Raw genomic sequence first — 24,287 nt, 5'->3', positions numbered from 1 at the left:
TTCTGCTGCCGTTCCGGTCCTTTTCGCGGGTGGCCGCTCACGCGACGGGGACGGTGACGCTGCGGGTGCGGCCCCAACTGGGCAGCACGAACGATTGCTTGCCCGGACCGCCGGACACCAGCACGCGGATGTTCTCCGGGTGGTCGGTCATCGGCTGGAGGTCGTCGTCGCGGAGCGCCTTCATCCACGGCCGCCACAGGTTGGACTGGAAGTGCGCGCGGAAGTCGCCGGCGGGGCGGCGGGCCTTCTCGAACAGGTACGACTGCACGTCCTGCCGGGCCCAGCCCGCGCCCGCGATCGTCGCGGCGTGCTCGGGGCCGAGGACGACGAAGTACTCGGCGTCGGAGACCACGGCGTTGTTGGTGCCGAACGTCGCCATGACGGTGGCCGCCTTGTCGAGGATCCCGGCGGGGTCGCGGCTCTCCATGTCGTGGAAGTTGTGCGGGTTCTCCATGCCGGCCACGGTGACCGCGCTCGGCGCGTCGATGCCGAGGCTGCGCGGGTAGGCGGGCCACGGGCTCGCGGCGGTGTTCTCGGCGAAGCAGAAGGTGTACTTGGACGGCTGGCCTTGCGTGGCCGCGTCGCCCAGGCCGCCGCCGTCGTGGCCCTTCGCGGTGCCGCCGGCGACGTGCATCATGACGAACCGGACGGCGCGGCCGAGCGTCGCGTTGGCACGGTTGCCGGGTCCGAGCGTGCCCGTGCCCGCGTTGAAGCCGTGGCGTTCCACCGCTTCGCCGTGCACGAGGACCATCGCGGAGACCGGGTGGGTCGTGGAGTTGACGCCCCGCAGGTTGAACTCGGGAGCGACGAGGCCGCGCACCGCGGCGACGAGGACGGGCAGCAGGTCGGCGGGACAGCCGGCCATGACGGCGTTGACCGCGAGGATGCGCGGGGTGGCTTCGCCGAGGCGGGGGGCGAGGGTGCCGATGACCTCGTCGGGGTCGCCGGAGTACCCGGCCAGCATCGCGTCGACGCGGGCACGGGTCGGGGCGACGATCGGCAGGCCGTCGCCCCAGCCGCGGTCGGCGAGGAGGGCGTAGAGCGCTTCGGGGGATTCGTCGGGGAGGGTGAGCGGCTCTTTGTCCGCTGCTGTGTCTGCCGTCTGCTGGTCGGTGTCGGCCACGACCGCCCCTTTCGGTTTCGCTGTCGCCCGCGGGGGTTCGCCGCGGCGGGTGCCGGGCTTTGCCTCTCGGTGCTTCACGCTGCCTCTCGCTGACTTGCGGGCATGAAGCTAGCCTGACGGCTCGTCAGAAGCAAGGGGTGAGTTCGAAAGTTCGAACCAGGTATGGTCAATTTTCGAACGACTGGGTGTGTGGGAGGTTGACGTGGCGATCGGCATCGACTTGAGCGGCCGGACGGCGCTGGTGACGGGCGGCGGCGCGGGCATCGGCCGGGCGATCTGCCTGCGGCTCGCCCGGGCGGGAGCGGATGTCGCGGTGGCGGATCTGCGGGAGGAAGCGGCGGAGGAGACGGCCGAGCTGGTGAAGGGCGAAGGCGTGCGGTCCCTCGCCGTGCGGGCCGATGCGACGGACGCGGGGGCCGTGGCGGGGATGGTGGAAGCGGTGGTGGCCGGTCTCGGGAGTCTGGACATTGCCGTCAACAACGTGGGGATGACCGCGGGGCACGGGGCGGCGGCGTTCGTCGACTGGACGCCGGACGCGGTGCGCGACGTTGTGGGAGTCAACCTGCTGGCGACCGCGTACTCGTGCCAGGCGGAGGCGCGGGCGATGATCGCGGCGGGCGGTGGAGGATGCATCGTCAACGTGAGTTCGGGGGAGACGACCCGGCCGGCGCCGGGCCTGGCGCCTTACGGAGCGGCCAAGGCGGGAATCAACCACCTGACGCAGACCCTGGCGGTGGAACTCGCACCGCACCGGATCCGGGTGAACGCGGTGGCGCCGGGAACGACACTGACCGCGCAGGTGGCGGCGACACTGTCGGAGGAGTTCCAGGCGGGGCTGCTGAAGGCGATTCCGCTGGGGGCGCTGTCGGAGCCGGACGACATGGCGAAGGTGGTGCTGTTCTTGTGCTCGGACCTGGCGGGGCATACGACGGGGCAGTTCGTACTGAGCGACAACGGGGCGTTCTTGTCGCGGAGCCGGCCGACTTACGAACTCTGAAGCCCTGTTTGTCGGATGTTCACCGCCGGGTCGGCAACGGATCGCGCTTCCCGCGCGTCGACACAGCTGTGCACACCTCGGCAAAGACCCGGCGATGCCGCGTTTCCGGCGCCGCGCTCGCCGCCCTCCTCGTCGCCGCCCTCCTGGCCGGCTGCGGGGGTGACGGGAGCGGCGGCGGGGGCGGCGCGGCTGCCCGGTCGCCCGCATCTCCCTCGGCCGGTTCGGCCTCGGCGGGCGGTGCGCCGCCCGCCGCCGCCCCAGCGCCGACCCCGCGGACCGGACCGCCGTCCCCGACCGGCCCGCCCGCGGCGTTCACGCAGGTGCTGACGCAGGCCGGCCGTCCCGTGATGAAGACCTCCCTGCACGGTCCCGAGTCCGACGTCACGATGAACGTCTGGACGTGGACCCCGCCCGAGTACGACGACCCCACATACGCCGGCTCGGGCTTCCCCGTGCTCGTCCTTTTCCCCGGCGGCGAGGGCAACAACTACAACACCTGGGTCGACAACGCCCAGCTCGGGCTCCAGACCGCGCTCACCGACATGGCCAAGACCGGCAAGTCCCATCCGTTCATCCTGGTCATGCCATCGATGCAGCTCTCCAAGGGCCTGGAGACCGAGTGCTCCGACATCCCCGGGCAGCCGAAGGTCGGCACGTGGATCACCGAGGACGTGCGCGACATGGTCCTCGCCAACTTCCGTGCGAACCCCGACCCGAAGGCGTGGGGCATCATGGGCGGCTCGTCCGGCGGCTTCTGCGCCGCCAAGCTCGCCTTGCAGCGACCGGACCGCTTCGCCGCGGCGGTGCCGATCGGGGCGTACTTCATCCCCGACTCGAAGCTCTGGCACGGCAAGGGGCCCGAGTGGGAGGCGAACAACCCCAGCCTGCTCGCGGGGAAAGCCGGCGGCCCGACCAAGCTCCTGCTCGTCGTCGGCGGCAACGAACCCGAGGAACGACGCGTCGCCGACAACTTCGCGCCTCTCGTCAAGCCGCCGGCCATCGTCGAACGCTGGGACAACCCCGGCGGCCGGCATTTGACCAGGGACTTCAAGAAAGCGGTGCCGTTGGCGTTGGAGTTCTTCACCAGGAACCTCCCGGGCCCGACCCCGCCTCCGGCGAACTGAGCTGCCCGGCCGGCGGGCTCCCCCGGCGAACTGACGTTTTCGGCAAGCAGGTTCCCCGTCGACCCGGCTGCGCTCACGGTCCGTGACGCAGCATCATGAAGTCTGTGCCGCCCGCCCGTCAGCTCCCGTACGGGCGGGCGGCGCGAGCGGCGTTACGCCGCGACGACCTCGGCCGCCGGGTAGTCGACGTATCCCTCGGCGCCTCCGCCGTACACGCCCTGTGTTGCGGTCGGTGCCAGCGGAGTTCCGGACGCCAGCCGCGCGGGCAGGTCCGGGTTGCTGAGGAACAGCCGTCCGAACGCGAACAAGTCCGCATGTCCCGCCTCGATGAGCCGTGCGGCCGCCTGCGGGTCGCTGGGTGTGGGGCCGTTGTGGTTGGCGACCAGCGTCCCCGACCACCGCGGACGCAGATCTTCGATCGCGCGGTAGCGGCCGCGCTCGAGGACGTGGAGGTACGCGAGGCCCAGCGGGTCGATCGCGTCCACGAGTGCTCGGTATGTCTCCTGGGGGTCCGCCTCGGCGAGCTGGTTCTCGTCGTTGTCCGGCGAGATCCGCAGCGCCACGCGGTCGGCGCCGACGGCGGCGACGACCGCCTCGACGACCTCGATCGGGAAGCGGAGCCGGCCCTGCAGCGAGCCGCCGTAGCCGTCCGTGCGCCGGTTGGTGTTGTCGGCGAGGAACTGCTGGATCAAGTAGCCGTTCGCGCCATGGATCTCGACACCGTCGAAGCCCGCGGCTACGGCATTCTCGGCGGCTCGGGCGAAGTCCCGGACGGTCTGGTCGATTTCGCCCGCCGTCAAGGCGCGCGGCGTGACGTGATCGACCCACCCGTCCTGCGTGAAGATCGACGCCCCGTCGATGCGTACCGCGGACGGTGCTACGGGGAGTTCCCCGTCGGGCAGGACGCGCGGGTGGCTCATGCGCCCGACGTGCCAGAGCTGGGCGAAGATCGTCCCACCCTCGGCATGCACCGCGTCCGGGACGGCGCGCCATCCGTCGGTCTGTGCGTCCGTATGGATGCCGGGGATGCCCGGCCCGCCCTTTGCGAGGGGGTTCACGTAAGCCCCCTCGGTGATCAGCAACCCGGCCCCGGCGCGCTGCCGGTAGTACGTCGGCGCGAGCGGGCTCGGCACGCCGGTGGCGTCGTCGGCTCGCCCGCGCGTCATGGGCGCCATCGCGATGCGGTTGCGGAGGTCGAGACGGTGGGAGCGGTGGGGGCGGAAGAGGGGGGCGAGGGAGGTGAGGGAGGTCATCGGGAGTCTCCGTTGCTGCTGCGTGTGGTGGGTGTGCGACGTCAGGTCAGGCTGCGGTGTGGTGGCCCCCGCCGTGCCCGTCGCCGCTTCCCCCGTGGAGGTATCCGCGGTCGAGCGCCAACGCGTCGATCTCGATCAGCCAGTCCGGCTGCGCCAGCGACACCACTTCCATGAGCGTGTCGGCCGGATACGGGTGATCCAGGAACTCCCCGCGTAGCTGGATCACTTCGTCCAGATGATCGGCCATGCCGCGGACCAGGATCGTCACCTTCACGACGTCCGCAAGCGATGCCCCCGCCGCGGCCAGCACCCGCTCGATGTTCGCGAACGCCTGGCGTCCCTGCGCCAGGAACCCACCCTCGACCGTCCGCCCCTGCTCGTCGATACCTGCCTGTCCGGAGACGTGCACGAATCCGCCGGCGCGGACGGCCTGGGAGATCTTGTACGGCTCGTACCAGTCGGGGGTGGTCGCGACCTGGCGGATGGCGGTGTCGGGGGTGCTGGTGCTGGTGCTGGTGCTCGTGCCGGCGGCGGCGCTGGCGGTGTTGGTGGTGACGGACATGGTGGGTTCCTCCTCGGAATCGGTCGCTGTGCGGTGCTGCGGGGTGCCCGGGCCTGCATGCCGGGAATATGCATCCGCATCAATTGCTTGCACATGCATATGTTGCTCACGCACGTAAGATCTTGTCAACAGCACGTGAAGGAGGACCGGCCATGGACCCGGAATGTTGGGACCGCCTGGTCACACTGCACGCCCGCGTCGAGAACGACCTCTCCAGAGCTCTCCAGCGCGCCCACCACCTGGGGCTGTCCGAGTACCGGGCGCTCTGCCACCTCGCCACCGCGGCCGACGGCGAACTGCGCATGCAGGAACTCGCCGACCGGCTCGGCCTCAACCAGAGTTCGGTAAGCCGCCTGGTCGCCCGCCTGGAAGCCGACGGCCTGACCCGCCGCGACCTCTGCGCCAACGACCGCCGCGGCGTCTACTCCGTCATCACCGACACCGGCCGCGCCCGCCAGACCGAATCCGCCCCCACCTACCGCGAGGCCCTGACCCGCTCGCTGGCGGCAGCCGCTACTGAGCCGGACTTGGCGCAGTTGGTGGGGGCGCTGACGGGGACAGCGCGAGTCTGACGGGCGGTGCGGGTTTGGCCGGCGGCACGGGTCTGACCGGCGGCCGGGCGAAACGTTCAAATCCGGTGGGGATTCCAACCCTTTCGGGTGGAACTCGGCTCGTCCGCTGAGGCTCCCCGTACCCTGCCGCCCACCGGCATCGTTGGGTATTCCGGCGGCACGGGGGACGCGGCCGACACTCGCGGTGATCAGGGGAAGGCCACCGGGGAGGCGAGCCGCCGCAGCCGCCACCGGTGCGCCTCGGGCCCGACGGGAGACGGTCCGAGGCACACCGGTGACAGGCGGCAGAGGGCGTGTTGGTGCGCGAGTTGCCTACTGACTGCTACTTCGCCAACCCACTACTTCGCGACTGCTCGCACTGCTTCGGTACTTCGGGACTGCTTCCCTACTCCCCCACTCCCCTACTTCGCGACCCAGCGATTCACGCTTCCGTCGCGGACGCAGGTGATCCACTCGCCATCCCGGTCGTGAGTGGAGCGGCCGATGTCGGCCTTACGGCAGAACTGCCCGTCGTTATAACAGTTCCCGGCGTTGGACACGATCTCGCACGCGCCGACTTTAGCGGTGGCTGCCTGGGGTGCGGTGGTCCTGGGCGCGGTGGTTTTCGGGGCGACGGGCTTGGTCGTGGCCGGCTTGGCCGTCGCCGGACGGGTCGGCGCGGTGGACTGCGCGGCGTCGGTGCCCGGGGGCGTCGTCGATGCCGTTGTCGGCGGCGATGTCAGCGGTGTTGCCGATGGGGGTGCGGTCAAGGCCGAGCTTGCGGAGGGCGTCGCCGTGTCCGATGCCGTCGGCGTTGCGGAGGGCGACGTCGAGGCGGTTGCCGCTACGCCGCCTTTCCCGTCGGCCCGGCCGTTGGTGTCCGTCGGCTCGCAGCCAACCACCCCCAGGAGTACGACTATTGCTGCCGCGGCCACGCGTATGTGCTTCATGCTCCCCACCCCCGACATCCCGGTTTGCCGGACGCCGAAGCAGACGCTTCGCGTCGTAGTGCCGCGAGGCCGATCCCCACCCGCCGTCGCGTAGGCCCATCGACGTGGCACGTGGCCCCGCCGATGAGCGGCTTACGGTAGCCGCTCCGGGAGTGACACGGAACCGCCTCAACGAAATCGTTTCTCGGGGCGCCCGCCTCGGCCGTGCGCGGCCTCTGGATCGCGCCTCAGTCCGCAGTGCTCCCCGCATCCGCCCGAACCGGCACCGGCAGCTGATTGAACGCGTAGTACACCGCCAGCACTCCGTGCAGAATCAACGTCCCCACCGCCGACACGAACGCCAGCCCCACCGTGCACGGGTACAGCAGCATGCCCAACGCGAACCGGCCGCGGGTGGCGCGGGCGCCCTCGGTGTCGACGTAGTCGTGGAACAGATGCCCGCGACGCGTCACGTACCACCAGAACAGCGAGAACGCGGCGGAGAACAGCACCATGAACCCGCCGTACACGGCCATCGCGATCTTCGCGTCGTCCCCGTCACGCAGATACGCCGCCACCACCGACGTCGGCCACGGCAACGCCGAAACCGTCATCAGCAGCAGCAAGTTGAGGAACAACGCCACCCGGTCCACCCGAGCCAAATGCGTCAGGAACTGGTGGTGATTCATCCAGATGATCCCAATAACCAGAAAGCTCACCACGTAGGCCGCATACGACGGCCACAGATGCCCCAGAGCCCCCCACAGCGACTGCCCCGGCTCCACTTCGGGCACCTTGATCTCCAGAATCAACAGCGTGATCGCAATAGCGAACACCCCGTCACTGAAGGCTTCCATCCGCCCGGTCTCATTCACGCCCGACTCCACATCCGCCTCCGCCGTCCACCACGGCGGATAACCGTACAGCGCGATGGAGTTCGGATCGGCGAACCTCAGTGCGGCGCAGGCACCGCCCGCAGGGTGTTGAGCACCGAGTCTTCAGCCGTGTGGAACTCGGGATAGACCCTTTCCGGGTCGGTGTGGAGCCGGTAGTCCCAGATGATGCCGTAAATCCCCAGGGTGACGATCGCCAGCAGGAAATGCATCCAGAAGCTGCGTCGCAGTTGCTCGTCGGGCTCGAACGTCAGCGGATACCTGACGAGGTCCAGGCGCATCCACACCATGCTGATCTTCTCGTCGAAGTCCTGCTCGGTGAGCTGGATCTCCCACCAGAAGCGCATCAGGCGATGGATGGCGTACCAGCCGTAGATCCCGAGTGTGACAATCGCGAGCACGAACGACAGTCCGGCGTTGATGGGCTTGTGTTCGTCTTCGAAGCGTTCCCGGGTGTAACGGTCAAGGTCCGCCAAGTCGTTGTGGACGGAATCTCCCTTCCCTGTCTGCTCAGCGTACTGGCGCGTTGCATCCACAACTGCGTCGTAGTAGTGGGCCTTGCGGTTCCGAAAGAGATCGGCGCGATTAAGGCGCCGATAGAAGATCACGCACACGTAGATGCCGAGGGTGATCCAGCTGAGCAAGAAGAAGTAGATCGGCCAGCTCACGAACTTCTGGTCCGTGTAGCGCCGTTGATGTACGTACCGGTCGACCTGCTGGATTGCTGGTAGATGTTCCATAGCCACCACAGCCGTTGGGCAGTGCTTCACTGCGCTGCGTCGGTGCCGCCGCGCAGTCGGGTTTCGTCGTGCGGGCTGTACCTTTCATCGTCGCTCGGATCTGCCGCCGTCGCACCGCGGCGCAAGGGGCCGGACGACGATTGCAGGTGTAACGCAGTGGTTCGCGTCCGGATGCCTCGAGCTGGTCGACGCGGTAGCCCCTTGCGTGGTTGGGGATGGTGGCGTCCTGGGCGTGGAGTCGACCGACTACCGCTGACGCCGTCGGCCATTTGTTCGGTTGCGGCGACGTGCCCGCGCTTAGACTTCCCGAGAAGAGCATCGCGGTTGCCCGCCAGGCCGCTGCGCCTGGCAGCCGGGATGCGCCGGCTTCGGGGGAAGTGGGGTTTCATGGCCGGGGGTTTTCAGGTGAGTCCGGTGGATCTCCAGGTGGTGAAGACGCAACTGGCCGAGGCTTCGTCGCATGTGCGTGCTGCCGGTGTCGGAGTGGCGGGGGTCGGGCGGCCGAAGGCCGGGACCGCGCGGGTGCAGACGACGATCGAGCGGGAGCTGCACCGGCTGAGCGAGGCGTAACGTACGGCGGCTACGCAACTGGACGGCGCCGCAGGGCAGGTGGACACGAACAGTCAGGCGTACGTCGACGCGGACGAGATAAGCCGCAAGACGTCGCAGCTCATCCGAGATGCCCTGGGCTGACCGTGACGGACGTACAAGAGGTCATCCCGGGCGACCCGGCCGGAATCCGCGCCGCCGCGCAGCAGGTCCTGACCGAGACGATACGCACCGGCCGTTCCGCGCAGCTCCTCGACACGGTCGCTTCATCCAGCGCGAACTGGCAAGGCGACGCCGCCAACGGCTTCCGCCAAACGGTCGCCGGATCGCGCACCCGCATCCACGAACTCGCGTCACAGATACAACACTTCGTGACCACGATGAACACCTACGCCGACGGCCTCGACTCGGCGCACCAGCAGGTGCGCCGGTGCCTCGACATCGCGGCGGGATTCGGCGTTCCGTGGGGCGACGTGCAGCGCGCCGCGTTCGATCCGGCCGCGTTGGAACTGCTTCCGCCAGGCAAGGGGCCCGCGACGGAATCCGACCTGCGACGCAGGGCGGAACTGGTGGAAGAGTTCAACTCCGTGATGATCCGGGCCCGGCTGACCGCCCACGCCGCGGACAACGCGTTCATGCAGGCGATGCGCCTTTCGCCCGCCGAGATCATGCTGAGCTACCAAGTGGGAGACGATCCTCGGCAGAAGGAGCCGTTCCACGCCAACTGGATCGAGGACCGCATCCCGCAGCTCAACGGCTATCGGGTCGGGACAGAGCAGGACTTGTTCACGGCGCTGAGCACCGAGGAACGTGCCGAGTTCATGCTCATCTCGAACAAGGCGTGGGAAGAGTGCCGCAAACGCTTCCCGAACCAAGGCGAACTAGACGGCCACGGCGACGCGTTTCGGCACGCCTTCTGGAACGCGATGCTCACCCGCCGGTTCGGCCCCGAGTGGGCCGCGAAGTACACGACGGCGCATGAAATGAACGCGGACACCAAGCCGTACACCCAGACTTTCGAGTCGATGGACCTCTACAACAACGAGGTAGGGCGCAACGTGGCCCAGGAGACGTCCGGCCAGTCACTCGACCAGGTGGCGGACGCGATCGAGCGCGCGGTCCGCCAAGGCCGCACGGTGGTCGTGGATGCGCAAGGCAACCTGCAGTACAGCGACCAGGTCGCGGGTGACCAGACGATCCACCCGGATATGAAGGGCACCACGCCCTCGTCGGACCTGCCGTGAGTGCGTCCGAAGAGGGGCGGACGGCGGGCCCGTTGCCCACACCCGGCGGCCGACGGGTCAAAAGCGCGTGGCGCACCCTGCTCGCGGTCATGGGCGTGCTTGTGGGCGTCCCCTTGGTGTTCTTTTCGCTGCTGTACGGGGTGTCCGACGGCTTCCGGACGTTCGTCCACCAATGGATCAACGACGACACCCCGTCGGCCTTCCACGACCGTGCCTACGACGAACTCTGCAAGGACGGTTCGCTGCTGCTGGCCGACGCGACCCGGTTCGACTGGGACACGGTCTACCTCGACGCCGACACGGACATGCTGGTGCGCAAGTTCGGCCAGGCAGCCCGCGCGCCGTCGTACGACGACGACCCCGGGCCGGCCTTTGTGTTCGTCGCCGACGGCAAGGTCGTGCGGGTGGTCCTGGTCTCGGGCGCGCTCATGGTCGAAGGCGGCAACCGCGCGTGGCCGCACGACGTACGCATAGAGTTCACCGAACCCCCGACCGCGGCCCGAGCAGCGGCAAAGGTCAGCGCGGCGGTGGGACCGCAGCACCTGGTCGACCCGGCGTTGGTGCGAGCAGGCTGCACCGCACTCGACAGCTACCGTTGACGAACCAGGATGACGGCGGCTGTCTGGACCACGACGCGCCACACGATGCCTCCGAGCACATCACGAGTGACAGGTCATCCGGGCCGCAGCCACAAGGAGGCAGCATGTTTGAACGGCTGTACCGATGGACCTGCTTCTGGCTCGACAAGCTCCAAGCCGACGGCCGGGCTCTGGAACTCCCGCACGACACGCTGAGCTGAAGGCGCGGGCGGTTTTGTCTCGTCCGCTCCGGCCCGGCCCGTCCTGCCCCCGCGGCGGGCATCACCGGGGCCTCGCGGCGCGCATCGCGACCCATGACCGCAGCCTGGAAGGCCTGGAAAGGATGTCGTGATCACGGACGACTCACCCTTGGGCCGGTGCTCCTGCCGCGCGCGCCGTAGAGCGTGCAACCGAGCGCGTAGGGGGCGCTGCGGTAGTCCACACCGGAGTTGAGTTCCTGTTCCGGAGCCATGTAGGCCAGGAGGCACCGGTCGAGGGTTGTGTCGTAGCGGCTCCTCCACATGTGGCTCATGCCGCCTTGGCCGATGATCTGGATGAGCCGGTAGCGGTGGCCCAGAGCTTCCACGGCCGTGGCTGTGCCCCTCGTTGAGCGTGACCCGTCGGCTGCCGGTCTCACCGAGTCCGCGACTGGTCCGCGGATGCCCCAGGGGCCAGGGCCAGTTGCAGAGATGGACCGCGATGCCCGCTGCGAGTCACCCGGTCCAGCGGGACCGGCGGGCGCACTCGACGGTGAATACCGATACGTGACTGATTCCGCGCCTCCCGTCCATCCGTAGCTTTGCGGTCAGCGGAGCACAGGCAAAACAGACAGAGCAGAGAAGCCAGAAAGACCACGCCGCCACCGCGGCACGGCCGCGACTCCGACCACCAGCCCCGGGTCCCGAAACCGCCGGGACACCACGGCGGCCCGCCCTCACGGAAGAAGCACGCCATGCCGGCCTACGTCATCGCCCACCTGCAGGACGCCGCCCCGCACGCCGATATCGCCGCGTACATCGAACGGCTCCCCGACACGATGCGACCCTTCGGCGGCCGCTACCTCGTCCACTTCACCCCGCACGAGGTGAAGGAAGGAACCTGGGCTGGAAACGTCGTGATGCTCGGCTTCCCCGGCATCGAAGAGGCCCGCGCCTGGTGGGACTCACCCGCCTACCGGGAGATTGCACCGCTGCGGTCGCGGCACATCAGCGGCGACATCGTCATGATCGACGGCGTGCCCGACGACTACACCCCCACCGCGGCCGCCACCGCAATCCGCCACAAAGCCAGCAGTCACTGAACCGAAAAGCCCACGGGCCCGGGCTCTCCGTATACGGCTGTGACGACGCATCATCATCTATGCCAACACGCCGAAATGGCTAACCAGCCACCTGCGGGTACCCGATGCGGGTGATGGCAGGCAGCAATTGAGTCAGAGAGGCCATCGGGTTGATTCCGGAGGCGGTTCGCTCGGTGAGCGGACGCAACGCGCACACTTCGCGGACCGCTTCCAAGCTCACGTCGACCCCGCAGTCAAATTCGGCGTATTGCTGATAGGCCGCGGGTGAGAATCCCAGCAAGCGGTCGACAAACCCGTCGGCCCCGTCCGGGTTGTCCACACCCCGAGGGAGGTCGACCGCACCGTGGTACCACGGGTCGTCCGTTGGTTCACGCACAGGGCACACGCTCACCATGGCGGCGCCCTCGGGGTACAGGATCTCGTCGGCGTGGCGACCAACTTGAGCTGCAGCTCCACCGGTATGTCCTCGATCAGGCCCGGCCAGAAGCCGCGTTCGTCGCCCCAACGCGCCACCATCGTGACTCGGTGCTCGTAGCCGTGGATCACGGACCCGACCGGTGTGAAGACGATCGAGCACTGCCCGACACCGTCCGCACCGTCGATGCGGGCGAGGTCGCAGCCCGGAATCCACTGCGTCTCGACGCTCGCGACCTCGTAGCCGTCGGCATAGCCCACAGACGAAATCTCTTCCGGTATCGCGAGTACGCCACAGACATCGCGGAGCTCCGAAACCCCGGGGAGCCGCGGCGCAGTCTCGTAAACAATCATGCGCCCCATCCCACCGACCAGCGGGGACAGCCGGCACCGGCTACATCCCGAAGTCGCATGGTGATCCGCAGGAGGAGCGGCAGAGGCGTAGTTGACGCGGCGATCGGCGACCACGGTGCATGGAGTGCCGGTGCGGTCGTAGACACGCCGGGTGGGAGGCTCGCGACGGCCGGCCATGCACGCACCGTGTCGATCTTGCCGTCCACGCCATCAATGCAGTGGTTCAGCTGCGATCCATCCTGCCGCGGTCAACGTCCACTGCCCCCGCTGGGCAGCCCCCGCGTGGTACGGCTCCAGCAGACCTTCTTCCACCAAGCGGCGACGTTCCCAGGCGGTCCGGTTTTCCCATTTCGTTTCCTGGTTGGACGGCTGAGGAAGTCGATCATCGTCCGTCAGCCGCGAACCGTGAGTCCTTTCCATATGCCGTAGCGCCTCCTGCTTCGACAGGCTGCCGCCACGCTCGCGGAGTGCTTCAAGCAGCCACTTGCGCAGTGTCGCGTGAGGTGTCAGGTTCACGACTCAGGAGCGTAGGTCATATCAACCGCTCTATGCAGCAATGCTGTTGCTCGGAATCCGATCGACGTTGCGCGCCCTTCATGCAGCTCCGGAGCAGACCGCTTGCCGAGATGCGACTGGCCTTTGACCCGCGTCTCAACAGGCCCTGGGGGCGCCCGTCTGGCTCGTGAGCTGCGGTCACTATTACCGCCACACGACAATCGCATCGTCGGCTTGAGCTGCTGCCTGCACGAAGGCCACCAAGGCGCTGTAACGGCCGACGACATAGCTCATCGGCCTCAGCGTGCTCCTCGAAGGCGCGTCGACTGGTGCCCTCAGTCACAGGACAGCTCCTGGCAAAGAGAGCTGAGACCGGGTCGGTGCCCAACTGGCGCAGCGCTTCGGCTGCTTCGCGGACGTTTTCGGCGGTGAGGTACCCGAGCGGTCCCCAGCTGTCAGGTGCGGGGAGAAGGTTCTCACCGCGGACGATGTCAACGGGGAAGTCATACTCGGCCGGGACGAAGCCGACCCATGCCTTGTCGACGCTGAGGAAGCGCGCGCCTGACGGGTCCGCCTTTCGTGCCCCCCTCTGACGTACGCAGCGCACGGGCGACGTGCCTGATCCACGTCAACTCCTGGACCAAGACACCCAGTTCGGCCGCCGTCAGCCGTGCGCAGTACGCGATCACGCCCATGGCCCGAGGCTACAGACGAGCCGTGAAACTAGGGCGATGACCGACACCGCCGCGTGCCTCCACAACGGCACCGCGGGGCCTGGACGGAGCCGCGGCACACACGGTTCGGAGCATATGCGCGGCCCTGCCCACAGCTCCGAAAGGCACATGCCTCTTCTGGCTCACCGCAGACCACTCCCAACTGGCGGCCTGCAGCCCCCGCCCAAGACCTCGACCGCAGACCGGAACGCAGACCTGCGCAGACCGGAATGCGCCGAGCGTCCGTGAGGAACATGGCCGTCGTCGGGCCCGGCTGCGGACCTGCGGCGAAACCGGATGCAAGATCGCATCGCCAGACGGCGCTTCGCGCCTGTTTCGCGATCATGGAGGGTGCCGCGGCGCGTACCCCACGGCGGAATCCGGTGGCTGTCCCCTCCGCAGCGTCCGTAGCGTTTGCACAATGACACACACCAATCGGGAACCCGCTTGGATCACACCGGAGATGGCTGCCCAGATCCGCGTGTGGCGAGTGGATGAGGACTACAGCTATCGTGCCGTCGCCCAGGCGGCGACCGACCTCTGGGGATCCGATTGGGGCAGTAACCAGGGGTACGGCGCAGCGCTCTGCGAGGCCGCAGCGGAGATGCTGGGCGAGGACTTCAACCAGGAACTGTGGAACTGACCGGCGTCAGGCGGACGCTCCACCGTGCGACAGCGTTGCGTCGGTTGCAGTCCTCGCGGTCGAGGGCTGGTGAACGACTTCCCTGGCGACCTGTCTAGGCAACAACGATGCACCGCACTCCGGGTCTCAAGCACCCGTCGATACACACGCATCCACTCATCCCGCGTCGGCACAGGGCGCTCAGTTACGCAAGCGATCGTGACATCAGGACCCCTGCCCGGGCCAGCCTCCAGGCCATACCGTGCATATACCGACCCGAGCCGGCGCAGGTGATCAGCTGACTACAGCACAACAGCCCGGCGCTGACAGATCAGCCGCCAGGTGTTGCGGAGTCCGCTTCGTCTACTCGTAGTCGGCAGCGGCCTTGAGCGCTCGGGCAAAGAATGCCCAGTCTCCGCGCTCGGGGACTTCTTCGCCGCGCGCGGCGTACCAGCCGTCTGCATCGCTGATCCATGCCGCCGACAAGGCGTCGAGGAACCGGTCAACGGTCGGGTTCTCCCACGTGCTGCCGTTCCCGATGAATTCGTCGCGTAGATCGCGTATGAAATCGGCTAGTTCAGCGCGGCCGATCGCGCCTTCCGTTGGTTCCACCACGAACTGCCATGCTACGACTGCGGTCTGCGGAACAGCACCACGAACCACGGCCCATGGCATGCCGGGGACCGGGTGGCATGCCGTGGGTTTCGCGCGCAGGGCAGCGCAACGTCACCACCAAGGTGCGCTGTACGCGGCGTAGGCCGGCGGCGGATGGTGAGTCGTCGACGCCACCACCCTGGAACGAGCGCGCCCCGGTCACGGCCGTCAGGCCGTGGGGCGCCCCAAGGCCCCTCGCAGCTGCCGACTGAGCCAAGTCGTCACCTGGCCTCGGCCCGGACCCGATGGCCTTCCACCATGAATTGGCAGGTGCAAAACTCGTGTTCGCTGCTCCCCAAGGGGGGCCTGACTGCGTTCGGGATCGCATTGGGTCATGGCTGAACGGTATAAATGATCTCCAAGTCGCCGCCCGGGAGCTTGAACTCTTCGAGCACGAGTCGCCGTTCGTTCTGGTTGTACGTCACGCGCATGATCTGGAACAGCGGTACGCCCTCGGCGAGTCGGAGCGTCGCCGCCTCGTCCGGCATCGGCATGCGCGTGCGGACGTGCTCTGTCCAGTGCAGCTCGTGGCCCATGGCCTCCAGCTCGGCGAAGAGTGCAGGCGCCGGGGGAGGGGCTGTTTCCTCGAACTTAGTCCCGACGAGGATCGAGAACGGGACGTAGGTACGGTGCGTCTCGCGCAGGCGGCCGTGCTCGGCGGTGTGGACTTCGTCGAAGGTGAACATCGGCTCGCCCGGCGGGATGCGAAGCATCTCGGCCCGGGAATCGCTCCTCGAGCACCGGCCGTGCGACCTCCGCCACGCGGGCATCTCGTTCGGCCTGCGGGCCACCCGGGACCCGGCGCGTATCGCGGAACGCACCGGCCACAGCGTCGACGTGATGATGACGCGCTATTCGTGGGTCCTGGACGAACACGACGCAAGCGCGAACAAGGTCATGGATGACGCCCTTCGCGCGTACGGCACGGACGTACCGGACACCGAGGACGACGACGGCGACACAGCCACCCAGGGCGAGGGATGACCATCCGTTCCACCACGCACCACGAGCCTCCGGCAAGCCTTCCGGCCGCGCTGGGGGCTCGTTGGCGTTCATACCGCGGCGATCCAGGAAAACCGGCTCTGACCTGCGGAAACGGCGACGAAGATCATACCGTGCCCATACCGGGAACGCTTGATTAGCAGCTACTCAGGCCGGCATACGGCTGCATATGGTCTGGACCCTACAAACAGTAATGGCCCCTGGTGAGGGGCCGTTTTACCTGGTCAAACTGGGTGCCCCCGGCAGGATTTGAACCTGCGCACACGGCTCCGGAGGGGATCGCTCATCCTGCACCGAAATGTGCGCTGACCAGCAGGGGAACACGGTCACGGGCCACCGTGGCGCAAGATCATTGCACGGATACTGCACAACTCGGTCGACGGCGTCGCGGAGCGTCCCGCCGTGCACCGCTCGGATGAATGCGATCGTCTGGACGGCAGTCCACCGTGTGCGTGCATGAAGCGACGGAACTCGTCGCCACCGTGCCTGCGTTCCCACACCGGACCAGCCTCGCTGACCCACTGGGCAACCGTGCTGACTCGTCGGAATGATCCGAGGTGGCGGCATCCATGAAGTCACCGTGCCATGCCCAGGCGCATCGGGTCACGGTTCCGGAGGGGCATTGATGCCGTTGCCCGGCCGCGCCTCTGACTGCGGCGGAACCCCCAAAAGGGGGCGCGGGTGGGGAGGGGCTCTGCGCCAGTGTCGTGATCACGGTTTGAGCGTCCACCACCCAACTGCCCTTGCTGGAGCCTTGTCTGCCCTCGGACGGGCTTCGAGAATGGGGCGTCATGGGTGCCTGGGGGGACTTCGTGCTACAGGCGGCAGGGAGGGGGGAGTCGTACCGCAGCCTCGTCGTAGACGTGCGGGTCCTTGGCGCCGTCACCGAACGACAGCTTCTGCCGGTTGGTTGCCCCCCGCGTGCCCCTCTGAAGTACGCCGCTGGCAACATGCCGTCGAGGCTGGTGAGTTGCTCGTGCCAGGCGCGGCAAATGCCAGCCGAGGTGGTGAAAGTCCAAGGGCGCGAAGAGGACCGCGCGCATCGAGTCGCCAGGCAACTCGGTGACTTCGCCTCGACCGTGGCTCCAAGCGGTCACAGCCCGAGAGGTGATCAGGAGGCTGGCAAGTCCTGGCGAGGCCGTCGGGCCGTGCTGCATCATGACATTCGGACTAAAGCTATGGTTGGAAAGAAGTGCATGTCTGAGACTGCGGTCGTTCCTGCAAGCGTTACCGTTCGCCACCCCTCCCTCTTATTGATGAGGAACACGTCCGCCCGGCTGGCGAGCGTGGAGTTGTTCGCTGGCGCGGGCGGGCTGGCCCTGGGTTGTCAGGAGGCTGGGTTCGACCCGTTGGTGACCCTTGAGTTGGACAAGTGGGCCTGCGACACCGTGCGACAGAACCAGGCCCGGGGGAACGCGCTCGTCGCGAACTGGCACGTTGAGGAGGGCGACGTACGGGACTTCAATTGGTCCCGCATCACCGACGAAGTGGATCTCGTCGCCGGCGGCCCACCGTGCCAGCCGTTCTCCATTGGCGGCCGCGGTAAGGCGGACGACGACGAACGTGACATGTTCCCGGCTACGGCGGAGGCGATCGCCCACCTGAGGCCCCGCGCGTTCATCATTGAGAACGTGAGAGGTCTGGCGCGCCCGAGGTTCGCCGAGTACTTCCAGTACATCCAAGCCAGGCTCTCGCTGCCCCTCCTCGCCGCGAAGCCCGACGAACTGTGGGGAGATCACCTGCGGCGGCTCCGGGCGGCAGGTCAGGACGTCAGCAACCAAGAGTTGGCCTATCGGGTCATCCCTGCCTTCGCTAACGCGGCGGACTACGGCGTGCCTCAGCAGCGGCAACGCGTCTTCCTGGTCGGCTTCCGAAATGACCTGGACGTGACCTGGGAATTTCCGTCTGCCACCCACTCCAGACGCGCGCTTCTGCATGCCCAGTGGACAACTGGTGAGTACTGGCAGGAACATGAAGTGCCCAAGGCGAAGCGCCCGGAACGGCCAAACTTCCCTATACCTGAGGAACTGCGGCCGGATGAGACTCAGACGCGATGGCGCACCATACGCGACGCGCTGACCGGTCTGCCCGAGCCGACGCTGGCAGGTACCGCGGGCGTCCTCAACCACATCCTTCAACCGGGAGCCCGTTCCTACCCCGGTCACACCGGTAGTCCGGTGGACTGGCCCGCGAAGACGCTGAAAGCAGGGCGTCACGGAGTCCCCGGCGGCGAGAACATGCTGCGTGAGACGGACGGCTCCATACGCTACTTCACGGTCAGGGAAAGTGCCCGCTTGCAGACCTTCCCGGACGACTACGAGCTGCATGGCCCTTGGGGCAAGGCGATGCGCCAGCTCGGCAACGCGGTCCCAGTCGAGTTGGCGCGGGTCGTGGCCGACAGCGTCCACGCCGCCCTGCGCGCGGAGGGATCCAAGGGATGACGGAGACGGAGACGCGACCCAGCACCCTCAACCTGACGCCCTCTCCCCGGATCTTGGAGATGATCGCGGAGGTCGATCTCCAACTTCACCAGTGCCTGTGCGAGTTGATCGACAACTGTCTCGACGAACTCGTCGAGGCCGCCCGTGTCGATGAAACGTTGGAACCTCGAATAGACATCACTCTGCCCACGGCGGGCAAGGTAAACCGGAGTGCCAAGGTCGTCGTGAGCGACAACGGCCGGGGGATGTCTCAGGAGGAGCTTCGGTACGCCCTGAGTGCTGGCACGTCGGGTAAGCAACGGTTCGGCAGCCTCGGACTGTTCGGCATGGGCTTCAACATCGCTACGGCCCGCCTTGGCACGATAACTGAGGTCCGTACGGGACGACGTGGCGACGATCAGTGGATCATCGCGACCATCGACCTTAGAGAGATGCAGCGGCAGTCGTCGTACGAAGTGCCCCTTCGTTACGAGCGGAAGGATCCGGACGAGCATGGCACTCTCGTCTCGGTGACGAACCTCCGCGAAGACGTGGTCGTCAAGTTGAAGTCTGCGAGTTCGATCCGGGAGGTCAGCAAGAACCTCGGGCGGATCTACACCTACATGCTGCGTGACCCCAACGGCCCTCACTCGGGCGCGCAGCTGATGGGCGGTCTGAACCAGCGCCTATACGTCAACGCTCGCCAGGTGCCCCCTCTCGTGCCGTGCATCTGGGACCCGACCCGGTCTGTCATGTACAAGGCAGCGGAAGCGCCTGCTGCGGAAGTAATCCACGTGCCACTCACCAACGCCTTTGCCTGCATGAACTGCGGGCACTGGTACGCCTCAAGGCACGAACAGTGCGTCGATTGCGAGAGCACCGATATCCAGGAGCGCGAGCGCCGGATCGTGGGATGGCTGGGCGTGCAGAGGTTCGCAGATAAGTCCGACTTCGGGCTGACGTTCCTCCGAAGCGGGCGTGCGATTACAACCAGGGACAGGTCCCTGTTCGACTGGGAGGGGCCAGACGGAGACATTGAGCTGGAGTATCCGATCGAACTCGGTATGGGCCGTATCGTCGGCGAGATCCACCTCGACCACGCACCGGTCAACGTCCGCAAGACCAATTTCGACACATCGTCGCCGGAGTGGCGATACATGGTTGAGAAGGTGCGAGGCGACCTGCCCCTGCGGCCGCAGCTCGCCAAACGCCTGTTCAATCGCGAGAACGACTCTCCGATGAGTCGGTTCTTCAATGCCTTCCGAGAGAACAAACCGGGCCTCCGGTACCTCATGCCGGGCAACGGCAGCACCGCCGTCCACAATGAGGCGAAGAGGTGGGCACAGAAGTTCCGCAGCGGGGATCCGGAGTATCAGACCGACGAGAAATGGTACGAGGCCGCCGCCGATCATGATCGGGTCAAGCACGGACCACCGCCGGAGCCGGTACCGCCCTCTGACGAGGATGACTGGCTCAAGGGGGAGGGGCTTGGGCATCTGGGGATGGGGTCGGAGGACGGCCGCTCACCGTCCCAAGATCAGAAGCAGCCGGAGCCGACCTCGGAGACACGGCCAGAGACTGAAGACCAGCGCTTCGCGAGGTACAGAGAGCATGCGACGCTGCTTCCCGACACTGACCGCGAAGTTCGCCTTGGTACCGCTCAGGCGATCCTTCGCGTCTACGTCACCTCCGGAGTCGAACTGGTCAAGGACGGCCAGCGGCAGCCTTCCGTGGTTCGGATCGTAGCTGGCGAGGTAGAGATCTACGTGGACTCCGGTACCACGCTGATCGCGCGGTACGGGTGGGCCCCGCTGAACGTCGCCCTCGTTTGCGCGGCACCGCAGTTGAAGAGCGTGTACTCGGTATCGGGCTCCATCTACGGGTTGGTGACCTCGATCCTCGAGCAATTCCCCGATCGGCGTGTGGACTCCAGCGCGGTGCGGAATCGCGCGGAGATGCTGCTGGAGGCCTTGCGAGATCGGCTCGCGGACCTCACCTCGAAGGACGCGGCCGTGTTTTGGTCCGTCCTGTCCGGTCAGTCGAAGCGAGCCGCCGAGTCGTACGCCATCGCGGTGGCACCGGACGTCGATTGGAAGGCAGCCGTCGAGAGCGGCGAGTTCGCGCGCTACCTGGGAGTCGAAGGTATCCTCGACCTCGTTGCGGGCGGTCCCGAACTGGTACTGGACGGCGGGTTGTTCCGCACTACTTACGCTGCGCTCGGCGAGGAGACACAGGCCGACCAAGTGGCCCGTGTTACCGCCTTCCTCACCGACCTTAAGCGGATGGTGGTGGGCCCGCCCCTGCAGAACACCTTGGAACTGTCCCGCTTGCTCCTTACCGCGGACCTACTGGACGCGGAGATCGTCCAGGCATGAACAGATCGTTCCTAGAGCCGGCCTTCCTTGTCGAGGAAGGCCCGAAGGGCTTCACCCGTCAGCTGGAGCGATTGCTCGGCCTAATCTCGTTCACGGATTTGGTCAACATCGATGGTCCCGGGGACAAGGGGGCCGACCTCCTCGGTCGGCTGAACGGTGAGGATTGGGTCTTCCAGTCAAAATGGAAGAAGTCTGGCAATGTGGATCGCGAGGCCGTGGATGAAACCCACGCGGCGATGCGGCATTACGCGATACACCGAGCGGTAGTGGTCACCAATCAACTGTTCACCCGGAAGGCAAAGGAGCGGGCGGACGCGCTGAGGGGCGTTGGAGTCAACGTGACTCTCTGGGACGGCCGACGGCTGGCGACGATTTACGATCGCGCTCCGGAGCGAGTCACGCCGTTCGACCTCCACCCCTATCAGGACCGTGCCGTGGAAGCGGCCTGGGCCGCCCTAGAGAACGCTGGCGAGGCGCTTATCTACCTCGCCACGGGCCTCGGCAAGACGGTCGTCGCCGGCCGATTGCTGCGACGATTCCTTCTCGCCAATCCGGGGGCCAAGGTGCTGGTCACCGCGCACATGATCGACCTTGTGGAGCAACTTGAACGGGCGATGTGGCGGGACATTCCCAAGGGCGTACCGACCCGTCTGCTGCACGGCGACTCGAAACCCGATTCCCTCCCAGGCGTAGCCTTCGGTGTATCGAAAACGGCGCGTGATTACATCCAATCCGGCTACGCCCCCGAGCTGGTGATCGTGGACGAGGCACACCACGTGGGAGAGACCGGGAACTACGCCACCATGATGGGCCTGTTGCCAAAATCTAAACGGCTGGGAGTGACGGCCACGCCGTGGCGAGGCGACCGGTACGACATTGAGCGGACCTTCGGCGAACCAGTTGAGCGGGTGTCCATCTCGGAGGGGATGAGGCTGGGCTACCTCGCTGACGTGAAGTACCGCGTCTTCGCCGACAACATTGACTGGGACTTCGTCCGCCATGCCTCCGAGCACGGCTACTCCATCAAGGACCTGAACAAGCGTCTCTTCATCCCCGAGCGAGACGAGTCGGTTCGGGGACACCTTGAGAAGGTCTGGGACCAGACCACCAACCCGCGAGCCATTGTCTTCTGCCAGACGATCGAGCACGCCGAGCGTATGCGCGACCTGCTCGCCCGACGGCCCGGTTGGGAGAGGGCCGAGACGTTGCACGCCAAACTGAAGTCGCGGGAGCGGCGGGCACGACTGCTCGGCTTCCGTACAGGAGACGTGCCCATCCTCGTCGCCGTCGACATCCTCAACGAGGGTGTCGACGTACCCGACGTCAACATTCTCTGCTTCGCCCGGGTGACCCACAGCCGACGCATCTTCGTACAGCAGCTTGGCCGCGGACTCCGTCTGCGCAAGGGAAAGACGCACGTGGAGGTACTGGACTTCGTCAGCGACATCCGACGGTTGGCCGAGGTATACGACATGCGAGAACAGGTTTCCGAGGGCGAGATCGAGCAGGTATCAGTCGGGCGGAACCAGTTCGAGTTCGAGGACCTGAGGGTGAAGGGGCTCCTGGATCAATGGATGGCCGACGTGGGTGACCTTGGGGGAGCGGACGACAGCGTCCGTTTGGAGTTCCCGCCCATCGAGGGGGGCTGATGGCCACCCTTCCTGAACCGATTCGCCTGGAGATCTTCGCGGAGCTAGCCCGCCATTTCGACGCCCTGCGGTGGGAGGAGGTCTCTTCGCCCGCGGCGACGGAGATGTACGACCGGTTCGTCAAGGATCCCAAGATCGGGGGGCGACTCGCTAGGTTCATGCCCACGGAGAAGATACGCCCGTGGATCAAGGACGGGCCGGCGAAGCAGTACCGTCGGGCGCTCGAAGGTGTCGGGCCGATGGCTCAGATGACGGCACGCGAGTACCCCGGTCCGCAGTCGGTCGTTCGGCTCGCCCTGGGCTCGGGATGGACCCTTCGTGCGCAGACACTCGACGTGAAACCGATGCGTTGCCTTGCCGATGGACCCGATGGTGAGTCGGCCTTCATCACCTGGGGTCCGATGAGTGGCCTGCAGGGTATGGTCTGGCACGCCTGCCTACGCCGGGCGGAGTCCGAGTCGCAATTGATCGTCATCGCCGTCACCAAGCCCAACACCGCACCACTGCCCGACGACGATTGGCACCTCGCGCTCTCGCTGGCCACCACATTGAGAGCCCGATGCGAGCAGGTCACCTACACGGTTTCTCGGAAGGCGACTGTCGGCTTGCGGACCGTTTGATCACTTCGGCCTCGATCTTGTCGGCTACCTCGACCGGGGCAATATGCTCCCAAAACCGGAGAACGGTCCAACCCGCCAACGTGAACGCCTTGGTGGAGTCCTGATCGCGGCGTTGGTTTTCCGCGACCTTGGCCGCCCAGAACTCCTTCCGATCCCCCTTTGCCGGCCGAAAGTGATCTGGACAGCCATGCCAGAAACACCCGTCGATCAGGACGGCCACTCGTTGCCTTGTGAAAGCGATATCGACCGTCCGCCGCAACGTGGGCACGGGCTTGAAGTTCACCCTGTACCGGAGACCCCGGCGATGCAACTCCTGGCGCACCCTTATCTCGGGCATTGTGTCACGCCCTCGGATTCGGGACATACGCGTGCTGACAATCGGGTCGACACCCGTAGACATCAGGCCTCCTTACCCCAGCGCTTTGACTCCAGCGGCGACTGCGACAGTCCACGCCTCCGTCAAGATGCCGACGGATCCACCAGAATGAAGTCCGCGACGAGGTCGACAATAGACACCCCAGCACTAGACGTTTGGGGCGCAGCGAGGACCTGTCGTCAGGCTAGCACCGACTTCGGCCCCTCTCCCGGCACCGAATCCTTCACGACCCTGTTTGGACGGAAAAGAAGGTCTCCGTGAGCATCATTTCGCGTAAGCGGCGGTGCTGTACAACGCACTCGAATGCGCGGGTTTCATCATCGGTCGGCACCGGCCAACGTTCACGACCAACAGACGGCCCAAAAATGATCACGATACGTGCCGTTCACCCACCTCCGCCGGCGCCCGGCCGGGTCACCCTGCTCCTGCATGCGCTCCTCGTGGTGGCTTGGAAACGATCCCCACTCTCGCAGGCGTAGACCGGAAGGGGTGCATCGATCAAGCACGTCTGCCGGGCGCGGAGCACGGCTCCGGAGCGGATCGCTTGTCCGTTGTCGAGGGGAGCTCCGACCTGCACGGGAGCGGAGATGGACCGTGTGTGAGCCAAAGATCATCGCACCAATACGGCCCAATGTCTGGGTAGGTGTGGGCGCTACCGTGCCGGCGCCAAGGCTCTGAACTTGGGGAAAGCCTATGGCGCCCGCTGACTGCCCCTCACCTGCGTGAGTATCTGGCATCGGAAGTAGTCGG

26 protein-coding genes and 1 pseudogene are annotated in these 24,287 nt (G+C 66.6%); 14 read left to right on the top strand and 13 right to left on the bottom strand.

Annotated elements, in window-relative coordinates:
- Positions 1–37 precede the first annotated feature (37 nt).
- Positions 38–1,123, bottom strand: a complete 1,086-nt coding sequence (locus ACPA54_RS24530) for a hypothetical protein (RefSeq protein WP_423533159.1) — start codon at positions 1,121–1,123, stop codon at positions 38–40.
- Positions 1,124–1,325: 202 nt separating this feature from the next.
- On the opposite strand from ACPA54_RS24530, the gene ACPA54_RS24525 reads away from it, so the two are divergent.
- Positions 1,326–2,120, top strand: a complete 795-nt coding sequence (locus ACPA54_RS24525; protein WP_423533157.1) for an SDR family NAD(P)-dependent oxidoreductase — start codon at positions 1,326–1,328, stop codon at positions 2,118–2,120.
- Positions 2,121–2,467: 347 nt separating this feature from the next.
- A complete protein-coding gene (locus ACPA54_RS24520) occupies positions 2,468–3,244 on the top strand; it encodes an alpha/beta hydrolase (protein WP_423533155.1) in 777 nt (258 codons plus the stop codon).
- Positions 3,245–3,396: 152 nt separating this feature from the next.
- Here ACPA54_RS24520 and ACPA54_RS24515 read toward each other — a convergent pair whose 3' ends face one another.
- Both ACPA54_RS24515 and ACPA54_RS24510 read right to left on the bottom strand, forming a co-directional pair.
- On the bottom strand, positions 3,397–4,497 hold the full coding sequence (locus tag ACPA54_RS24515; RefSeq protein ID WP_423533153.1) for an alkene reductase: 1,101 nt from the start codon (positions 4,495–4,497) through the stop codon (positions 3,397–3,399).
- 46 nt (positions 4,498–4,543) lie between these two features.
- Positions 4,544–5,059 (bottom strand): RidA family protein, encoded by a 516-nt coding sequence (locus ACPA54_RS24510; RefSeq protein ID WP_423533151.1) that lies wholly within the window; start codon positions 5,057–5,059, stop codon positions 4,544–4,546.
- Between the two features lie 152 nt (positions 5,060–5,211).
- Here ACPA54_RS24510 and ACPA54_RS24505 point away from each other — a divergent pair, with 152 nt between their 5' ends.
- The gene (locus tag ACPA54_RS24505; RefSeq protein WP_423533149.1) at positions 5,212–5,631 is read left to right on the top strand and encodes a MarR family winged helix-turn-helix transcriptional regulator; all 420 of its coding nucleotides are present in this window, start codon (positions 5,212–5,214) and stop codon (positions 5,629–5,631) included.
- Between the two features lie 531 nt (positions 5,632–6,162).
- Positions 6,163–6,654, top strand: coding sequence for a hypothetical protein (locus ACPA54_RS24500; RefSeq protein WP_423533147.1), 492 nt, complete (start codon positions 6,163–6,165; stop codon positions 6,652–6,654).
- Positions 6,655–6,787: 133 nt separating this feature from the next.
- On the opposite strand, the gene ACPA54_RS24495 is transcribed toward ACPA54_RS24500, so the two are convergent.
- Both ACPA54_RS24495 and ACPA54_RS24490 read right to left on the bottom strand, forming a co-directional pair.
- Entirely contained in the window at positions 6,788–7,396 is a 609-nt protein-coding gene (locus ACPA54_RS24495; protein ID WP_423533146.1) for a TMEM175 family protein, read from the bottom strand.
- 95 nt (positions 7,397–7,491) lie between these two features.
- Complete coding sequence (locus tag ACPA54_RS24490; protein ID WP_423533144.1) at positions 7,492–8,100, bottom strand: DUF4234 domain-containing protein; 609 nt, start codon at positions 8,098–8,100, stop codon at positions 7,492–7,494.
- Positions 8,101–8,586: 486 nt separating this feature from the next.
- Between ACPA54_RS24490 and ACPA54_RS24485 the strand changes: the two genes are divergently transcribed.
- The 3 genes from ACPA54_RS24485 (at position 8,587) to ACPA54_RS24475 (ending at position 10,564) form a co-directional block, all read left to right on the top strand.
- Positions 8,587–8,742, top strand: coding sequence for a hypothetical protein (locus tag ACPA54_RS24485; protein ID WP_423533142.1), 156 nt, complete (start codon positions 8,587–8,589; stop codon positions 8,740–8,742).
- Positions 8,743–8,867: 125 nt separating this feature from the next.
- A complete protein-coding gene (locus ACPA54_RS24480; RefSeq protein ID WP_423533140.1) occupies positions 8,868–9,965 on the top strand; it encodes a WXG100 family type VII secretion target in 1,098 nt (365 codons plus the stop codon).
- A complete protein-coding gene (locus tag ACPA54_RS24475) occupies positions 9,962–10,564 on the top strand; it encodes a hypothetical protein (RefSeq protein ID WP_423533138.1) in 603 nt (200 codons plus the stop codon). Before ACPA54_RS24480 ends, ACPA54_RS24475 begins: the two co-directional genes overlap by 4 nt.
- Before the next feature lie 331 nt (positions 10,565–10,895).
- Here the strand turns inward: ACPA54_RS24475 and ACPA54_RS24470 are convergent, their stop codons facing one another.
- The gene (locus ACPA54_RS24470) at positions 10,896–11,129 is read right to left on the bottom strand and encodes a hypothetical protein (protein ID WP_423533137.1); all 234 of its coding nucleotides are present in this window, start codon (positions 11,127–11,129) and stop codon (positions 10,896–10,898) included.
- 366 nt (positions 11,130–11,495) lie between these two features.
- Here ACPA54_RS24470 and ACPA54_RS24465 point away from each other — a divergent pair, with 366 nt between their 5' ends.
- On the top strand, positions 11,496–11,843 hold the full coding sequence (locus ACPA54_RS24465; RefSeq protein ID WP_423533135.1) for a DUF1330 domain-containing protein: 348 nt from the start codon (positions 11,496–11,498) through the stop codon (positions 11,841–11,843).
- Between the two features lie 79 nt (positions 11,844–11,922).
- Here the strand turns inward: ACPA54_RS24465 and ACPA54_RS24460 are convergent, their stop codons facing one another.
- The 4 genes and pseudogenes from ACPA54_RS24460 to ACPA54_RS24445 all read right to left on the bottom strand — a co-directional run.
- The gene (locus ACPA54_RS24460) at positions 11,923–12,162 is read right to left on the bottom strand and encodes a hypothetical protein (RefSeq protein ID WP_423533133.1); all 240 of its coding nucleotides are present in this window, start codon (positions 12,160–12,162) and stop codon (positions 11,923–11,925) included.
- A 68-nt stretch (positions 12,163–12,230) separates the two neighbouring features.
- Complete coding sequence (locus ACPA54_RS24455) at positions 12,231–12,518, bottom strand: hypothetical protein (protein WP_423533131.1); 288 nt, start codon at positions 12,516–12,518, stop codon at positions 12,231–12,233.
- A 303-nt stretch (positions 12,519–12,821) separates the two neighbouring features.
- Entirely contained in the window at positions 12,822–13,127 is a 306-nt protein-coding gene (locus tag ACPA54_RS24450; protein ID WP_423533129.1) for a winged helix-turn-helix domain-containing protein, read from the bottom strand.
- Positions 13,128–13,488: 361 nt separating this feature from the next.
- A pseudogene (locus ACPA54_RS24445) lies at positions 13,489–13,713 on the bottom strand (DUF1877 family protein); the annotation flags it as partial.
- Between the two features lie 569 nt (positions 13,714–14,282).
- Here ACPA54_RS24445 and ACPA54_RS24440 point away from each other — a divergent pair.
- Positions 14,283–14,462: a hypothetical protein gene (locus tag ACPA54_RS24440; protein WP_423533127.1), complete on the top strand. Its 180-nt coding sequence runs from the start codon at positions 14,283–14,285 to the stop codon at positions 14,460–14,462.
- A 342-nt stretch (positions 14,463–14,804) separates the two neighbouring features.
- Here ACPA54_RS24440 and ACPA54_RS24435 read toward each other — a convergent pair whose 3' ends face one another.
- Positions 14,805–15,056, bottom strand: a complete 252-nt coding sequence (locus ACPA54_RS24435; protein WP_423533125.1) for a DUF7660 family protein — start codon at positions 15,054–15,056, stop codon at positions 14,805–14,807.
- Positions 15,057–15,427: 371 nt separating this feature from the next.
- A complete protein-coding gene (locus ACPA54_RS24430; protein ID WP_423533123.1) occupies positions 15,428–15,808 on the bottom strand; it encodes a UTRA domain-containing protein in 381 nt (126 codons plus the stop codon).
- Between ACPA54_RS24430 and ACPA54_RS24425 the strand changes: the two genes are divergently transcribed.
- From ACPA54_RS24425 to ACPA54_RS24405, 5 genes are all read left to right on the top strand, one after another.
- On the top strand, positions 15,798–16,079 hold the full coding sequence (locus ACPA54_RS24425) for a hypothetical protein (protein ID WP_423533121.1): 282 nt from the start codon (positions 15,798–15,800) through the stop codon (positions 16,077–16,079). The genes ACPA54_RS24430 and ACPA54_RS24425 overlap by 11 nt on opposite strands.
- A 1,274-nt stretch (positions 16,080–17,353) precedes the next feature.
- Positions 17,354–18,538, top strand: coding sequence for a DNA cytosine methyltransferase (locus tag ACPA54_RS24420; RefSeq protein ID WP_423533119.1), 1,185 nt, complete (start codon positions 17,354–17,356; stop codon positions 18,536–18,538).
- Positions 18,535–20,892 (top strand): ATP-binding protein, encoded by a 2,358-nt coding sequence (locus ACPA54_RS24415; protein ID WP_423533117.1) that lies wholly within the window; start codon positions 18,535–18,537, stop codon positions 20,890–20,892. The genes ACPA54_RS24420 and ACPA54_RS24415 overlap by 4 nt, the downstream gene beginning before the upstream one ends.
- Positions 20,889–22,541: a helicase-related protein gene (locus tag ACPA54_RS24410; RefSeq protein ID WP_423533115.1), complete on the top strand. Its 1,653-nt coding sequence runs from the start codon at positions 20,889–20,891 to the stop codon at positions 22,539–22,541. Before ACPA54_RS24415 ends, ACPA54_RS24410 begins: the two co-directional genes overlap by 4 nt.
- Positions 22,541–23,161 (top strand): hypothetical protein, encoded by a 621-nt coding sequence (locus tag ACPA54_RS24405; RefSeq protein WP_423533113.1) that lies wholly within the window; start codon positions 22,541–22,543, stop codon positions 23,159–23,161. Before ACPA54_RS24410 ends, ACPA54_RS24405 begins: the two co-directional genes overlap by 1 nt.
- Here ACPA54_RS24405 and ACPA54_RS24400 read toward each other — a convergent pair.
- Positions 23,112–23,525: a very short patch repair endonuclease gene (locus ACPA54_RS24400; RefSeq protein ID WP_423533454.1), complete on the bottom strand. Its 414-nt coding sequence runs from the start codon at positions 23,523–23,525 to the stop codon at positions 23,112–23,114. The two genes, ACPA54_RS24405 and ACPA54_RS24400, sit on opposite strands and share 50 nt — an antisense overlap.
- Positions 23,526–24,287: the final 762 nt, after the last annotated feature.

Origin of the sequence: Uniformispora flossi (genome assembly GCF_049534875.1) — a bacterium.
GTDB lineage: Bacteria > Actinomycetota > Actinomycetes > Streptomycetales > Streptomycetaceae > Yinghuangia > Yinghuangia aomiensis.
The sequence above is the reverse complement of the archived record's forward strand: the minus strand, read 5'-3'. Positions and strand labels throughout refer to the sequence as shown.